The sequence below is a fragment of the Daejeonella sp. genome, assembly GCF_030684675.1.
Lineage (GTDB): Bacteria > Bacteroidota > Bacteroidia > Sphingobacteriales > Sphingobacteriaceae > Daejeonella.
Genome location: NZ_JAUXXZ010000013.1, coordinates 47,152 through 61,581, shown reverse-complemented (window position 1 = coordinate 61,581; position 14,430 = coordinate 47,152). Strand labels below are relative to the sequence as shown.

The 14,430-nt window shown below is 39.6% G+C and carries 12 protein-coding genes; 3 read left to right on the top strand and 9 right to left on the bottom strand.

The window, feature by feature from the left end:
• Window positions 1–206: 206 nt before the first annotated feature.
• Together Q8M41_RS02275 and Q8M41_RS02270 are read left to right on the top strand one after the other, a co-directional pair.
• Complete coding sequence (locus Q8M41_RS02275) at window positions 207–683, top strand: YdeI/OmpD-associated family protein (protein WP_305363620.1); 477 nt, start codon at window positions 207–209, stop codon at window positions 681–683.
• A gap of 159 nt (window positions 684–842) precedes the next feature.
• Window positions 843–1,442 (top strand): C40 family peptidase, encoded by a 600-nt coding sequence (locus Q8M41_RS02270; protein ID WP_305363619.1) that lies wholly within the window; start codon window positions 843–845, stop codon window positions 1,440–1,442.
• 15 nt (window positions 1,443–1,457) lie between these two features.
• Here the strand turns inward: Q8M41_RS02270 and Q8M41_RS02265 are convergent, their stop codons facing one another.
• The 3 genes from Q8M41_RS02265 to Q8M41_RS02255 all read right to left on the bottom strand — a co-directional run bounded on the left by Q8M41_RS02265 (window position 1,458) and on the right by Q8M41_RS02255 (window position 5,451).
• Complete coding sequence (locus tag Q8M41_RS02265) at window positions 1,458–3,296, bottom strand: UbiD family decarboxylase (protein ID WP_305363618.1); 1,839 nt, start codon at window positions 3,294–3,296, stop codon at window positions 1,458–1,460.
• A gap of 95 nt (window positions 3,297–3,391) precedes the next feature.
• On the bottom strand, window positions 3,392–3,844 hold the full coding sequence (locus Q8M41_RS02260) for a dCMP deaminase family protein (protein WP_305363617.1): 453 nt from the start codon (window positions 3,842–3,844) through the stop codon (window positions 3,392–3,394).
• On the bottom strand, window positions 3,844–5,451 hold the full coding sequence (locus Q8M41_RS02255) for an MFS transporter (protein ID WP_305363616.1): 1,608 nt from the start codon (window positions 5,449–5,451) through the stop codon (window positions 3,844–3,846). The genes Q8M41_RS02260 and Q8M41_RS02255 overlap by 1 nt, the downstream gene beginning before the upstream one ends.
• A 145-nt stretch (window positions 5,452–5,596) precedes the next feature.
• On the opposite strand from Q8M41_RS02255, the gene Q8M41_RS02250 reads away from it, so the two are divergent.
• Window positions 5,597–6,226, top strand: a complete 630-nt coding sequence (locus Q8M41_RS02250; RefSeq protein ID WP_305363615.1) for a LysE family translocator — start codon at window positions 5,597–5,599, stop codon at window positions 6,224–6,226.
• Between the two features lie 176 nt (window positions 6,227–6,402).
• Here Q8M41_RS02250 and Q8M41_RS02245 read toward each other — a convergent pair whose 3' ends face one another.
• From Q8M41_RS02245 to Q8M41_RS02220, 6 genes are all read right to left on the bottom strand, one after another.
• Window positions 6,403–8,304 (bottom strand): amidophosphoribosyltransferase, encoded by a 1,902-nt coding sequence (locus tag Q8M41_RS02245; RefSeq protein ID WP_305363614.1) that lies wholly within the window; start codon window positions 8,302–8,304, stop codon window positions 6,403–6,405.
• 105 nt (window positions 8,305–8,409) lie between these two features.
• Window positions 8,410–9,909 carry an NADH-quinone oxidoreductase subunit N gene (locus Q8M41_RS02240; RefSeq protein WP_305363613.1) on the bottom strand — a complete coding sequence of 500 codons (1,500 nt, stop codon included), beginning with the start codon at window positions 9,907–9,909 and terminating at the stop codon, window positions 8,410–8,412.
• Window positions 9,909–11,504, bottom strand: a complete 1,596-nt coding sequence (locus tag Q8M41_RS02235; protein WP_305363612.1) for a NuoM family protein — start codon at window positions 11,502–11,504, stop codon at window positions 9,909–9,911. Before Q8M41_RS02235 ends, Q8M41_RS02240 begins: the two co-directional genes overlap by 1 nt.
• A gap of 49 nt (window positions 11,505–11,553) precedes the next feature.
• A complete protein-coding gene (gene nuoL / locus Q8M41_RS02230; protein WP_305363611.1) occupies window positions 11,554–13,593 on the bottom strand; it encodes an NADH-quinone oxidoreductase subunit L in 2,040 nt (679 codons plus the stop codon).
• Complete coding sequence (nuoK, locus tag Q8M41_RS02225) at window positions 13,593–13,898, bottom strand: NADH-quinone oxidoreductase subunit NuoK (protein ID WP_305363610.1); 306 nt, start codon at window positions 13,896–13,898, stop codon at window positions 13,593–13,595. Before nuoK ends, nuoL begins: the two co-directional genes overlap by 1 nt.
• Entirely contained in the window at window positions 13,895–14,428 is a 534-nt protein-coding gene (locus Q8M41_RS02220) for an NADH-quinone oxidoreductase subunit J (protein ID WP_305363609.1), read from the bottom strand. The genes nuoK and Q8M41_RS02220 overlap by 4 nt, the downstream gene beginning before the upstream one ends.
• Window positions 14,429–14,430 lie beyond the last annotated feature (2 nt).

Here is a 14,430-nt window from a genome sequence, read left to right as displayed (position 1 = left end):
GAAGATGATTGAATGGGTGTATCTCGCAGTATACGTTTAGCTCTCTGACTCTCCGGGCAATAAGCTGTGTGTATTGCGACCCGAAGTCAAGAATGATGATTTTTTCTTGCATGGGCAAAGATAACTTTTTTGTACAGAGGCTGAAAGTATTATATAAGCTTTTAGTGCATTTATGTCCAATGTAATTAAATTGATAAATTAGCTGCATGATTAGGCCACCATCCCCAGCTGTTTCTTTTTTTGCTCATTTAGAGCATGTTGACGGACCCATGGTACACCATGTCATTATCATTCCTGACGAGATCTCCAAACAGTTTATCAGTGGGAAGGGCTCGGTTCGCATTTTATGCAAAATCGGAGATAAACCTGAGTTTCCCTGTGCCCTGGTTCCCCGACATGGCCGGTATGTGGTAATTGCAAGCCTGAAACTGATCAAAGAGAATAATCTTTTAATTGGTTCGGCGTTTAATATGTCTATCCGTACTGACCCCGGCAATGGACTGGATCTTCCTGAAGAATTCAGTGAAGTTCTTGCTCAGGACGAATTTGCTTACCAGGCATTCATAGCACTTAAAGATGGGGGGAAGCGGGGTTATATCTATTATATCAGGCAAGCGAAATCAATTGAAATACGTATTAAAAGGAGTTTTGAGATTGCTGAAAAGTTGAAGGAGAGATTTTAAAAAGCTGAAAGGGTAAAGCTGAAAGCTAAAAGGTGTAAGTTAATATCTGATCAATTTAAAATATATAAAACTATCAGCAACTGCTTGCTAAACTCATTATCGGCAACCGTCAATAAAAAATCGAAAAATGATTGGACAGGTTTTTGCTGGTATAAATTCATGAAGTCAATGATTTTAAACGCTTTACTATTTTTATTGCTGTCCTCTTGTGATATTCCATCAGGGGATCATTACATTCCACCTCCTAAGTCAAAGGTAGTACCGGCCAGTGATATTGCTGTAAATAAACCAGAAGAAATAATTAAATCCGTTACCGACACACTGGCTTCAGAAGCTATTCATACTAAAAGAACCAGAGCAGATGAATTGGTTGGTTTTGCAGAAACATTGCAAGGTATTCCATACAAATATGGCTCAACCGATCCCCGCATAGGCTTTGATTGTTCCGGCTTTATCAGCTATGTTTTTAACCATTTTGGAATATCTGTACCAAGATCATCCATAGAATTTACTCATATTGAAAAAGAAATAAATCTTAAGGAGGCAAAGCGGGGAGATATTATTTTATTCACAGGTACTGACAGCACCAAACGTGTTGTTGGCCATATGGGAATCATTACTTCTGATAAAGGAAAGAGCCATGAATTTATTCATTCCACTTCCGGAAAGGCCTACAGCGTTACCAAAACACCATTAAACCGGTATTATCAGGGTCGTTTTGTGAAAGTAATCCGGATTTTCAAGGACAATGAGATCTGAGTTCAGAATATTGTTCTAAATAATTCCATATAGCGAACCACCCTTTTCTCCGAGTCTGTCTACTCTTTCTTCTACCTTTTTGTCCTTAATGAGTTCAGGTGCATGGTGCTTTTTCATTCTGGCATCAATAATCATAGGCCCCCTGCATCCCCAATGCTTATGTTCAGTGAATGAATTAATCCCATAAATATCATGTGAAGGATTACTTCGCGTAAAGCTAACCCATACAAAATTATTTATAGTATCAGCAAGAAAGCCGGCATCATCACATAGAACAAATAAAGGCAGACCATCCAGATCTTTGGATGATAACGCTGCATTCAAAATCTCAATTTCAACTTCAGTCTGCTGATAGCTCTCAAATTCAGGCGACTCAACAGCCAGCACCCCGGGCATTACCATTTTATAATTAGCGAAAGGCCCCGGAAGGGAAAAAGAATGAGGCAATTCCGTCCAAAGATTGCGTTTTTTATCCCCAGCAGCTGCAATGGCAACTTTCGACCCGGAGTTTATATCAGTTCCGCTATAATCAAGAGTATCAATCGTGGTTCTGGTATAAAAATGCAGGTCACGGCTGAGATCAATCCGTTCCAGGATATGCTTAAAAAATCCCTGAATATTGCTGGTTTTGAGCGATGGATCATCCTCTTTACTGCAAATGAATAGGTATTTTGCAAGGCTTAGCTGACTTTTACCCAGGATATGATTTGCGATAGTCAGGATCTCCTGAGGCTTCTTTTCTTTCAGATAAGGTGTATATCGCTCACTGCCGATTGCAAACAATAATGGATGCACTCCTGCTGCATCAACTGCATTTACTTCATGCAGACCCGGGATTTCCTTTGGAATAGCCGATCCGGTAATCTCGTGGATCAGTGCCCCAAAGCTTGTATCTTCCTGAGGAGGCCTTCCAACAACAGTAAAGGACCAGATGGCATTTTTACGATGATATACATTTCTTACCTTCATCAGAGGGAAAAGATGCTTCAGACTGTAATAACCAAGATGATCGCCAAAAGGGCCTTCAGGTTTATTCTGACGAGGTTCTACTATACCTGTAATTACAAAATCTGCATCAGAAGAGATGCAGAATCCCTCTTCATCATAGAAATATCTGAACCTTCTGTTTCCCAGGGCCCCGGCAAAGGTCATCTCTGATAAACCTTCAGGTAATGGCATCACAGCTGCCAGAGGATGGGCAGGGGGGCCACCAACGAATATACTTAACTTCAGGGCCTCACCCCTGGCATTTGCCTTAGTTTGATGTACTCCAATACCACGGTGCAATTGATAATGCAAGCCGATTTCCTGATCCTGGATATAATCGTTTCCACCAAGCTGAATCCGGTACATCCCGAGGTTTGCATTCATAATACCCGGCTTATCAATATCTTCAGTATAAACCTGTGGCATAGTTACAAATGGTCCGCCATCCATCGGCCAGTTAACTATCTGTGGCAATGCCGAGATTGTTGTTTTACCAAATTTAACCGGAGAAAACATTTCCTTATTCCATGGTAATGCCGAAAATGCAGTAAGACCGGATCCGGCATATTTAAATGGATTTTTAACTGCCTTTAGGGGATCAGATTTGAGATCTACCAGCGTTTTTATCGCATCAAGAGTATCCCGAAACATAAATTTCGATCTCTCCAGGGTGCCGAATAAATTAGATACTGCCGGAAACTTGCTTCCTTTGATATTTTCAAACAGAATCGCAGGCCCTTCATTTTCGAACACCCGCAGATGAATTGCAGCAGCCTCCAGAAAAGGGTCAACCTCTTCCTTTATTCTGATCAGATGACCATGTTTTTCAAGATCTGAAACACATTCTGCTAGACTTTTATAACCCATGGATACAATTCATTGGAATAAGGCTGCAATTTAAGAAATTGCAGCCTGTGAAGCATAAGAGATATCCGGGATATTGTTAAAGAATTGCAATCTTCTCAAAACTTAAGACATTCTACACCAAACCGATTCAAAAAATCGACTCCTTCGTCTGAAGGAAGACCCTTATATTCAGCGTAAGATGCTTTGTACCAAACCTTTTTAATCCCTGAGGAAAATATGATCCTGGCGCAGGCAATACAGGGAGAAAGGGTAAGATAAAGGGTTGAACCTTCGAGTGTGGAACCGTTCTTTACGGCATAAAGAATCGCATTCTCTTCGGCATGAAGTGCAAGGGAACAGCTATTCTTTGAATCACGAGGGCAGCCCGTATCCGGCCATTCTTCATCACAATTATGAGTACCTGCAGGTGGCCCGTTGTACCCTATTGAGATAATACGGGTATCTTTTGTTAAAACAGCACCGACCTGGGCTTTCACGCAATGTGAGCGTTCGGCCAGGTCGCTTGCCAGATCCATAAAAATCAAGTCGAAACTTGGTTTAACTTTCATTAATGAGATACCTCTGCGTCCAGTTCGTTTACGTCTATACCTTGTTTTTTCAATTCAGAGCTTACTTTTATTGCAAAATAAACCAGGTAGACAAAGCAAAGGAATGGAACGATATATGAAAAGTGAATGCCACTTGTATCAGCCAGAATTCCCTGTACCGGTGGAATGATTGCTCCACCCAATATCATCATGATCAGGAATGCTGAGCCCTGAGAGGTATATTTACCTAAACCCGTAATGGCAAGTGCAAAAATACATGGCCACATAATCGAACAGCAAAGTCCACCACTTAAAAACGCATAAATAGCAACCTGCCCTTCAGTCATTAGTCCGATGATCATTGCAATGGATCCCAAAACGCTAAAAGTAAGTAAGGTCTTTGCGGGTTTATCCTGACTATAAAAGAATCCGGCGATTAGAATCACAATACATACTCCGTAAATAAGGAACTGCTCAATAGATGCACCATTTAAATGATTTGCAAGCAGGATAACCGCAAAGGCAATAAAAGGAACGACTATAGTCAAAATAGTTTTCGTACGTTTTTCAAGTTTAAAGATGCTCACTGCACCTGCCCAGCGGCCAATCATCATACTTCCCCAGTAGAGTGAAATAAATGGTGCGATTTCAGATCCGGTCAGTCCGCCAAATTCGGGTAGCGCCAGTAAGGCTCCCATATTACTTTGAATCGTTACTTCCACCCCTACATAGGTAAAAATAGCGATCATTCCGAGAATAAGCTGTGGATAACCCATTGCACCCCAACCTGTTTTGTCCTTCCCTGCAGACCTAAGTGCTAAAAGTAAGGTAGCTACCATAATGAAAAGTGACAGATAAACAAATATATTCATGGCTATACCTGTCGCTGCGGCAATTGGATCAGCTGCTAAAATCAATAAGAAGGCTACAAAAATAACGAATAGTGGCATATTGGTCTTGCCACTTGATTCAACCTTTTCATCGCTGGTCACCTTAGGTAATTTTGCCATCCAGAAATACAATGCAACTGCCAAAAACAACCCTGCCAGGATATAGTATAGCATATTGATCGACTCTATTTCAACTTCTTTTGGAGCTGCACTTGTAGCTGTTCCGAAGAGAATAATACTGACAGCGATCGGACCTAAAATTCCACCCAGATTATTAACACCTCCGGCCAGATTTAAGCGATTGGCACCCGTTACAGGACTTCCAAGAGCAACCACAAAGGGGTTTGCTGCTGTTTGCTGAAGTGAAAAGCCAATTGCAACCACAAAAAAGGCAGCCAGAATGAAAGCAAAAGAACCTGAACCTACAGCAGGAATCATCAACAATGCTCCACCGGCAGATACAACAAGTCCGATAGCAATACTGTTCTTGTATCCCAGATAATTCAGAATATCAACTTTAATGATCTTGGATGCATAAAATAAAATAAGGGAACCTATAAAATACCCCCCATAAAAAGTAAAGTCAATCAATTGAGACTCAAATTGTGTCAAATCAAAATGTGTCTTACAAAAAGGAATAAAAATCCCATTACTGGCAGCCAGAAAGCCCCAAAAGAAAAACACTGTAATCAGTGTATATAAAGCCGAGGAATAATTTTTTTGCGAATTGTTATCCATAACAGGTTTCTATTGTTAAATAATTATCTAACATAAATTAAATTTCTCACATCTCTAAGTTTTAAATGTTTTTATCAATCTTACTATATATTTCTTTGTTTTTAGGTTAATTTGCGAAACTAACTTATAGGAATATATATTCGGAATGATAGAATCAATCGTTTCAGGAATAGGATTGGGATTTGTGCTTTCGTTTCTAACCGGACCTGTATTTTTTGCTCTGATAAAAACCAGTATTGAAAAAGGGTTTGCTGCGGGTGTTTCACTTGCAGGTGGTGTGGTTCTCAGTGATGTTTTTTATGTTGGCATCAGTTTGTACGGCACATCATTTATAGCACTTGAAAACACCTACCGACTTCAAATAGGAATTGCCGGCAGTACGATTCTGTTCGCAATTGGACTTTATTATCTTTTTAAGAAAGTAAAAGTGAATTATGAGCAGACAAGCTCTAAACGGAAAAACACTGGTTATTTTATCAAAGGATTTTTGATGTGCATTTTCAACCCGGCTATCCTGCTTTACTGGCTGAGCGTAACCAGCAGCGTTATATCGATTTCAGGAGAAATTAAATCATCTGAAATTATTCCATTCTTTGGGTCAATTCTGATCACTCAATTTAGCCTGGATGTGTTAAAGGCATACTATGCTAATAAGCTGAGATACAGGATTAAGGAAAAAAATATTGCCCGACTAAATCGTATTGCGGGAGTATTGATACTAATCTTTGCTGCCCGTTTGATTTATAATCTGTTGACAGGGCACTCACTTATTTAGTTGAGAGTAGAGTATTGAGTAGTTAGTATTGAGTATTGAGACTAAATTCGGGTTCAGCTAAAATTCCATTTTAAAGAAGCTTGTGAAAGAAAGAATCTTAATTTCAATTGAAAGAAATAGTTCTACTGAAGTAGTTTTATCAATTCTCAACTTTCAATTCTCAATTATCAACTTCTTTAGTATGCCCGTTGATTCTTCCCCTCCATCCAATTCATAAAGGCTTTATTTACTACCTTATTACCGCCAGGTGTTGGATAATTGCCAGAGAAGTACCAATCTCCAAGATGAGCTGGAATTGCTTTATGAAGATTGTCTAGTGTTTGGTAAATTACCTTTACTTCTGTTTTTATTTCCTTTGGAGTGATGATTTTGGCAATCCTGTCAGAAATTTCCTGATCAGTAAACTGGCTGTAAATTTCCTGAACAAAATTTTCAGTCTGCATATTCCCAAGTTTCTCAGATTCAATACAATTCTGATAAACCCTGTTAATAATATCTTCCCGGCCAGTTTCCCTCAAAAGTGAAATGGAAGCCTCAAATGCGACAAACTCACCCATTCTTGACATATCAATCCCATAACAATCAGGATACCTGATTTGAGGTGCTGAAGAAACAACGATAATTCGTTTAGGGCCTAGTCTGTCAAGTATTTTAAGAATACTCTGCTTTAAAGTGGTTCCTCTTACGATAGAATCGTCTAATACAACCAAATTATCAGCCCCCTTATTGATCAGGCCATAGGTAGTATCATAGACGTGTGCTACCATATCCTGCCGGTCGGCATCCTGGGTTATAAAGGTGCGAAGCTTTACATCTTTTATCGCAATTTTCTCGATTCTGGCCGACATGTTCAGCACTTCTTCAAGTTCGGCATCCGAAATTTTATCTGCCCGGTTTAAAAGAATATCCTTTTGATAATCCCTGAGGTATTTATGAACCCCTTCAACCATCCCATAGAAAGCAACTTCTGCGGTATTGGGAATGTATGAAAAAACGGTATTATTCAGATCATAGTTAATCTCATTGAATATTTGCGGACAAAGGAACAGTCCGAGTTGCTTTCTTTCACGATAAATGTCAGCATCACTTCCTCTCGAAAAATAGATACGTTCGAAGGAACATGATTTTTGCACTTCCGGTTCACGGAACTGCTCTTCAGTTACATTTCCGTTCTTTTTTATAATGAGGGCATGCCCGGGCTTAATCTCCTTTACCAATTCAAGAGGAATATTAAATGCGGTTTGTATGGCGGGGCGTTCAGACGTAACGATCACTATTTCATCATCATGATAATAAAAGGCTGGTCTGATACCAACCGGATCACGCATCACAAAAGCGTCTCCGTGTCCCAAAATACCACTGATGGTATATCCTCCATCCCAGGTCTTTGCTGAGCGGCGCAGGATCGACGCCACATCAATATGCTCAGCGATCTGGTGACTTATTTGCTCGTTAGAAAAACCTTCATTTTTATATTTATCAAACAACTCCTGATTTTCTGTATCAAGAAAGTGTCCAATCTTTTCGAGCACTGTAACAGTATCCGTTCTTTCTTTAGGATGTTGTCCCAGTTCAAACAACTGTTCAAGCAATTCATCAACGTTGGTCATATTGAAATTACCACTTACAACCAGGTTTCTGGTCATCCAGTTATTCTGACGTAAAAAAGGATGGCAGCTCTCAATACTATTTTTTCCATGAGTACCGTAACGTAAATGTCCCATCAATACCTCACCGGTAAAACTCACATGTTCTTTCAGCCAATCAGTATCCTGTAATAATTCGGGTGATTCATTGTGAACATCCGCGAATTTTTTTTGAACATATTCAAAGATCTCTGCTACTGCATTTGCGCCCATCGCACGATGACGACTTATATAACGCTTACCAGGCTGGACATCCAGTTTGATCGTAGCAATCCCGGCACCATCCTGCCCCCTGTTATGCTGCTTTTCCATCAGCAAATACAATTTGTTCAGCCCATAAAGTGCTGTTCCATATTTTTGCTGATAATAAGATAAAGGCTTTAAAAGACGGATAAGTGCAATACCACACTCATGTTTGATCGAATCACTCATAGTAAGTTCTGAGATTGCAAAAGTAGCTATTTAATACCTAAGAAGCCAATGAAATCATTCTTAAATCTTCAGGAAAATGCCATATTTACTAACATTGTACCTGAACTAAATAAGTTGCTCAAGCATTGAAGGAAAGACAATCAAAAGCAGGAGCAGAAAAGCCAGAAATATACCCATATATACTTTTGCAGACCGGATCGAAAGCTTAACCGGATCAGGCGATTCTCTTAAAAATGCATTCAGAGGAACCTTGAAATAATAAAACAGTGATACTACAGTGCTTAACGATGCTATCATGATCATGATCAGCAGAATTGCTGAACCTGACAAATTATAAGCCTCCAAAGCCGAAGAGAATACTAAAAATTTCGCCGTAAACCCAACTGTTGGTGGCAAACCTGTCAGCGATATCAGAATAATCAGCAAACTGATCATCAGTAAGCTATTCTGTTTCCCCAAACCTTTATATTCATCAATATTTTGCTTTCCTGTTTTTTCTTCTATTTCATCAACTATCATAAATGCAGCCATATTCATGATCACATAAATGGCCATGTAGAATATGATCGCTTTAAATCCACTGGTTGAAAAAATAAATAGCGCCATCAGCATGAACCCGGTATGACCAATTGATGAATAAGCTAACATGCGTTTAACATTATTCTGCCATATAGCTACAAAATTCCCGAGCAGCATACTCAAAATAGCCAGAAATGCAAGGATATAATTCAAATCCAGCATAGAAGAACTCAATGTCTTTGATCCCGGATCATAGAATATTTCCAAAAACTTAACCAGAACAGCAAATCCTGCAATTTTTGGTGCAGTTGACAAAAAAGCAGTGACCGGTGTCGGGGCTCCTTCGTAAACATCAGGCGACCAGAAATGAAGGGGTACGAGTGATAGTTTAAATGCTATTCCAATAAACACCATGATAAGGGCAAGGCCAGATGCCATTACAGGAACGCTATTCAATCCTGAAAGAAATGCTGGATCGTTTAAATAAAGTGTGCCCGTAAATCCATACAGCAATGACATTCCATAAAGCATAATGGCTGAACAAACAGCACCAAACAAGGCATATTTCATCGCAGCTTCTGTTTGCCGCTGCCCCGTAGAAAGATAGCCTACCATCAAATAAGATCCAAGAGATACCATTTCAAGGGATAGATATACCATCAGCAAATTTGCTGACATAGCCATCAGATTAAGTCCCAGATGAACAGCAAGCAGAATAGCATACATATCTCCAAAACCCTTATCATGATTCTGGAAAGCCCGGTTAAACCGGATAAATAAAACAAACAGTATACTGGCCAGACAAAAGAGAAGCTTAAATAGTATGGACAAATGATCCATAATGATCATTCCTCCGAACATCGGAGTGCTGTCAATTTTCAGAAATCCGCTGCTTTGATAGGCGACCAGTAATAAAGTAAGAAGTGCGAGGATAAAACTTAGCTGGGGATATCGTTTGCTAAAAAAGAGATCAGCAAGAATTACCAAAAGGAAACCCAAAATCAAACTAATCTCGGCGCTAAAAAAAGACAAACTTGCTAATGAATCCCTGATGGATGATGGAATATATGGAATCAGATCATTCATTATCCGGTAATTAACTGAACTAATGCCAGAACTGAAGCATTCATTTTATCAAATAGAAGGGATGGAAATATCCCCAAAAGCAGAGCAAGCACTGCCAGGGGTACCAATGCAAATTTTTCTCTTGTATTAACATCTACAAGCTGATCTTTCCAGGTATCTCCCCCCTTCAAACGGACCTGACCGAAGAACATCCGCTGCAATGTCCAAAGGAAATAGGCAGCACTGAGTAAAATCCCGACTGAAGCTCCTATTGCCATCCATCTTGGTAAAAGACCATTTACATCCTCTGATGTAAAAGCACCAATCAGGCTGAAAGCTTCGGCCATGAATGCAGAGAATCCCGGCAAACCAAGAGAAGCAAAGAAAGCAATCATCACAAAAAATGTAAATTGAGGCATCAATTCTGCTAAACCTCTGAAATTAGAAATTTCACGGTCATGAACCCGGTTGTAAATCATTCCTACGAGAAAGAAAAGCATAGCCGACAGCGCACCATGGCTAATCATCTGAAGCATCGCACCACTTAGTCCTTCGGTTGTTACCGAAGCAATACCAAGCAGAACAAAACCCATATGTGAAATAGAAGAATAGGCAATCAGTCGCTTTAAATCAGTTTGAGCCAATGCATTCATGGCTCCATAAATGATTGAAATAAGTCCGATCAGGCCAATCCACCAGGCCGATTGAATGGCGGCATCAGGAAAGATACTAAAGCATATCCTGAGGATACCGTAACCCCCTACTTTCAGCAGCAGACCAGCCAGAATAATTGAAACAGGGGTTGGAGCCTCCACATGGGCATCAGGTAACCAGGTATGAAGCGGAACGATAGGAACCTTGATCGCAAAAGCAATAAAAAGCACGATAAAAGCAAGTAATCTGGCAGATATACCCAAAATGCTTTGCCCTGCCATTGCTGAAAATACTGAACCATTGATGTAATTCCCCGGATCCATCATCAGCACCATGTTAAAAGTATGGTTGCCGGTAGCAGGATTCAATACAGAGAAGTACAATCCAATAATTACAAGCAGCATAAATACCGAACCGAAAAGTGTATAAAGGAAGAATTTAATGGCTGCATATTCTCTCCTGGCACCACCCCACATCCCAATCAGGAAATAAAGAGGTAAGAGCATCAATTCATAAAAAATATAAAAAAGGAAAAAGTCGAGGGCACAAAAAACTCCCATTACTGCCGTGTTCAGCAATAGGAACAAGGAGAAATATGCTTTTAGATTCGTTTTAATTTCCCAGGATGCCAGGGAGGCTACAAACATGACCAGGGCACTCAGCATTAAAAATGGCATAGATAAACCATCAATACCTAAGAAATAATCGATCTCCAGTTTGCCGATACTTCCAAGGTCGAGACGGATCCAGGGTAATTTTTCAATAAGTTGAAACTGTTCTTCCCTGTTTATTCCTGCTGCAGTGTTGTTGAAGTGGGTATAGATAAAGACACTTAATACAAATTGGATCATACTGACGCCAAGACTAATGTACTTAAACCTCTGCTGAAAGCCTGATGGAAGGACCAGAATCAGCAAGGCTGCTGCAATTGGCAGGAATATGAGTATTGAAAGCAGGTTCATATTGACCCTCCCCTTAGCCCTTTTGCGGAGATGAATAATTGAATTAATCTCATATCAGATAGCTTAAAATAAAAAATGAGAGCACAGCAAGCAACATTGTCGTAAGATAATGCTGTAATCTGCCCGATTGAAAATTTCTGAAAAACCGACCAATGTATTTTGAAAATGAGCCGGTAGCATTGACCAAACCGTCAATGATTTTTCTGTCAAACCAGTCGATAATAAAAGATATTGTTGTTGTTAATGTTGCCATACTGATAACCAAACCATCAATTACAGTACGGTCAAATCTATAAGTGAGCAGGGAAATCCTTTCAACAGATCTGATGAACATAAAATTATAAATCTCATTAAAATACCATTCCCGGTTTGAAATGCGATAAAACCAGGTTCCTTCGATTGATTGGAGTCCTTTATCAAGAACATAGATTTTGTAGGTGATAAAGATCAATACGAAAGATCCAAAATTCAATATCAAAGGAACCATCCAGTGAAAAATACTGATCTCTTCAATCACTGATACCTGGAAGCCTTTCCAAAGCCAGGACGACTCGAAAGAGGCAGGATTAAAAGCAAAGACAATAAAAGTGCAAAAAAATGAAAGTATGAGTAAAACATACGTCATCTGAACCGGCGAATCATTTAGGTGGCCAAGTTTATCCTCTTTAATCTCTCTGGATTCTCCAAAAAAGACTTTAAAAACCAATCTGAAAATGTAAAAAGCAGTTAACCAGGATGTTAATACCATTAGCCAGGGAAGGATCACAACTACCCCTTCACGTGTAGCCGCCCATTCAAAAGCTCTGATTAATATAGAATCTTTTGACAGAAAACCTGAAGTCAAGGGTAATCCAACCAGAGCCGCTGAAGCAAGACACATCCCCAAAAATGCAAATGGCATTCTTTTCCTCAAACCGCCCATCAGGCGGATATCCTGATAATCGAAATCATGACTATTTTTTTCACAATAATGGTGGATCTGATGAATCACAGACCCTGCGGCAAGAAACAATAAACATTTAAAGAACGCATGTGTAGTTAAATGAAAAATGCTTTCAGAATAAGCCCCGATTCCGAGAGCCATAACCATAAAGCCTAATTGCGAAATTGTGGAATAGGCCAATATCCGTTTAATATCATTTTGGGTTAAAGCAATTGTTGCAGCCATAAAGGCCGTAAAGGCACCAATCCAAACCATTACATCCAATACCAGCGGATCAAAAACAGGATAGATCCTGGCGATCAGGAAAACTCCGGCAGCAACCATTGTAGCGGCATGTATCAGCGACGAAACTGAAGTAGGCCCCTCCATCGCATCGGGAAGCCAGGTATGTAATGGGAATTGTGCAGATTTAGCCATCGCCCCCAGGAAAAAAGCGAATCCCGCTATACTTAGCCAGATTACCGGCATTTGTTGAGATCCGCTTATCCATAAACCATTTTCAACTGAAGAAGTACTTATCAGACCCCCATCTCCAAAAAGTCTGGCCAAATCAAGTGTCTGAAACTGGGTGTAAATGATCATTATTCCAGTCAGAAAACCCAAATCACCAATTCTGTTTATGACAAATGCCTTCTTAGCAGCCTGTGATGCTGCATGTTTGCTAAACCAGAAACCAATCAGGAGATAGGATGAAAAACCAACCAGTTCCCAGAAAAGATAGATCAATAATAAACTGTCTGAAATCACCAGGCCAAGCATGGAGAAGCAAAACAATCCCAAATAGGCCCAATACCTGTGAATATTGAGATCGCTCTTCATATACTCACGTGAATAAATATGAACCAAAACTGAGATTCCGGAGACCAGAACCATCATCAAAACGCTAAGATTATTCAAAAGTATCCCTGCATAAAACTGAACTTTACCAATCAGAAACCAGGACAATTGCTTATGCTCAGGCTCTGCATTCCAGACCTGTGAGAACAGATAAATTGACAAAAGGAAAGACAGTGAAATAGTTGACAATGCGAAGTTGGCACCCCCACCCTTTTTCGAAGCAAGAATAAAAACAAAAGAAAACAAGGGCAATATCGCAGCCAAAAGTGCAATCAAACTTCTATTTTCTGTAAAGTTTAGTCCTTCCATTAATCCCTCAATGTATCGGTTTTAGTCGGGTTTATCGACTTGAAATATTTATACACATTTAAAATGATCGCAAGGGCAACTGCAACTCCTGCTGCTGCAAGAACAATTGCAAATAAAGCAAACATCTGACCTCCACCTGATATTTTATCATACCTCCCAAAAGCGACAAAATTCAAAACTGCAGCATTGATCATAAACTCGATACCAATCAGAACCTGAATTGCATTTCTCCTGGTTAATACTGCGTAAAGTCCGATACAAAAAAGGCCTGCACTAATTAGCATAAAGTGAGAAATTGGAATCATGCCTTATTCCCCCTTCTGGCCAGATGTGCTGCACCAATCAATGCCATCATCAGAAATACCGAAAGTATTTCAAAAGGAAGCAGATAAGTTGTCATTGTATGGATACCTATCTGATGCGTTGTGTTATCACTTGCATTGATTGGCACCCTTTCCTGCATCCAGTCTAATTGATTGAAATCAATTTTAATTATAACAGTAAACAATATAAAAAGGAATAAAAGACTGATTAAAATTCCGGCAAAATGATTAATCTTAAAGCCTGAAGCTGTTGGTTTGAGACTATTGAGCAATTCCCTGTTGGATAACATGAAGGCAAAAAGCATAAGTACCAGTACTCCCCCGGCATAAATAACTACCTGAGCCAATGCAATAAAATCAGCCAGTGCAAATAAATAAAGAGCCGCAAGTGAAAATAGAGTTACAAAAAACAGAAAAATACTTCTGACCAGATTCTTCATAACTACCACACATAGCGCAGAAATGAGTACCGAAGCAGCAAAGAAGTAAAATATAATCTGTTCCTGTCCCATAA